The sequence below is a fragment of the Filifactor sp. genome, from assembly GCF_057248345.1.
Map to the genome: position 1 here is coordinate 1 of NZ_DBHIIC010000080.1, position 2,014 is coordinate 2,014.

General features: G+C 34.3%; 1 protein-coding gene, 1 pseudogene and 1 other annotated feature. The gene and the pseudogene both read right to left on the bottom strand.

What is annotated here, in order from left to right; translation table 11 throughout:
* The coding region (gene trpB, locus ACO5GE_RS07955) for a tryptophan synthase subunit beta (protein WP_484830375.1) at positions 1 to 985 on the bottom strand (985 nt) is incomplete at its 3' end.
* Between the two features lie 64 nt (positions 986 to 1,049).
* Positions 1,050 to 1,293: a binding site (T-box leader), on the bottom strand.
* 421 nt (positions 1,294 to 1,714) lie between these two features.
* Positions 1,715 to 2,014 (bottom strand): annotated as a pseudogene (locus ACO5GE_RS07960) (hypothetical protein); the annotation flags it as partial.

Here is a 2,014-nt window from a genome sequence, read left to right on the forward strand (position 1 = left end):
TCAAATATGCGTGTTCAGGACCTACAGACGGATAGTCAAGTCCGCTTGCTATAGAATACACAGGCAACGGTTCTCCGTTTTCATCTTGTAATAACATACTTTCAAAACCGTGAAGAACTCCTTTTTTACCAAATTTCATACTTGCTGCATGTTCTCCGATTCCTGTTCCGACTCCAAGTGGTTCTACTCCAACAATATCGACCGGTTCAGATAGAAATGCTTCAAACATTACTATTGAATTAGATCCTCCTCCAACTGCTGCACAAACAACATCAGGTAAAATACCCGTCATGTCTTTGAATTGTTCTTTCGCTTCAATTCCTATCACTGATTGAAAATCACGAACCATCATAGGAAATGGATGAGGTCCGACAGCAGAACCGATACAGTAGATTGCATCGTCATACTCTTTTAAATATCCTTCAAATGCAGCATCTACCGCCTCTTTTAATGTTTTCAGGCCATGTGTTGCAGGAATAACATTTGCACCGAGCATCTTCATTCTTACAACATTAGGATATTGTTTTTTGATGTCAACTTCTCCCATGTAGATATCACATTCCAAACCGAAATAAGCAGCAGCAGTTGCTAGTGCAACACCATGTTGTCCGGCACCTGTTTCTGCAATTAGTTTTTTCTTTCCTAAGAATTTAGCAAGCAAACCTTCTCCCATACAATGGTTTAGTTTATGTGCACCGGTATGGTTCAAATCTTCTCTTTTCAAATAGATTTGGCATTTTCCGAGCAATGAAGATAGTCGTTCACAATGATAAACAGGAGTAGGTCTACCTTGAAACTCTTTTCTGATACGTCTTAATTCATTGATAAAACGAGCGTTATGGCAGATTTCCAAATATGCCTGTGTAATTTCTTCAAAAGCCGGAACTAATTCAGGGGGTAAAATCATTCCTCCATATTCACCGAAATATCCCTTGTCATTAGGAAAGTTTTTTAGATAGTTATCAAAATCACGATAAGTTTTCATATTGTTAACTCCTTTCATAATTAAATAAAAAAACGTCTTATCTCATAGAAAATAATCATTCATGAGACAAGACGAAATATCCTGCGGTACCACTCAAATTGATGCATAAAAGCATCCAGCTTTCACACGTACTGTCATACGCTCCGCTTAATAACGACTGCGGTTGCCGTCGATTGCTACTTAGGAGTCATCCTGTTCGTTCGCCCTCATAAGTCCATTCGGTATTTAGATATCTGCTATGTTCTCAGCCTCCATAGCTCTCTGTGAGTTATTGTTAGATACCTACTATTCTTAATCAAAGGTTTCTGCATATAATACTAACATTTTAGTATTTTATTGTCAATAAAAATATGAATCGTATTTTTTGTGTGTATGATTGTCAAACATATTTTATAGAAATTATCTGATAAAATGTTAAGATATATTCTTTAAATTATGACTTGCGATTTTATAATATTATTTTTTGATATAGAGTAGGGTAATGCTCGACTTTATTGTTTGATTGGAGCCTACCAAAGACTATTTAAATAGAGTGTTATACTGTTTTCATAGAATCTTCATAATTCTTGTCAAATCATTCTACAGATTCCTTTATTTAATTTCAGCAAAGAAAAAGTAATCATAGACTCTCATACTTGTTAAGCTTGTTTCCCTCATGAAAAAAGCTATTATAATGGCAGATTACAATATTGTCTAGACACCAACTCCTCATATTCTAAATAAACTGTTTCAAGGGAGTAGTTTCCCATTTTTATCATTACGACTTCTTAACAATAAATCTTCTATCATTTCTTCAACATATTCTTTCAAATCTTTTATCTCTAAAAATAATGGGTCTAAGTGGCATAGAAAGTGCCAATCTTTGGTTTCTTTTTTTCTGTATATGATTGCTTCTCCATCTTCGCTTCCAAAAAAGCTTCTATCTACTTCATAGCCTTTTGTTTCTAATAAATCTTTTATCTTATTATATTTATTTTCTCTTTCTTCAATATAAGCTTTGACTTCTTCGTTGTTAATTACATAGGCATC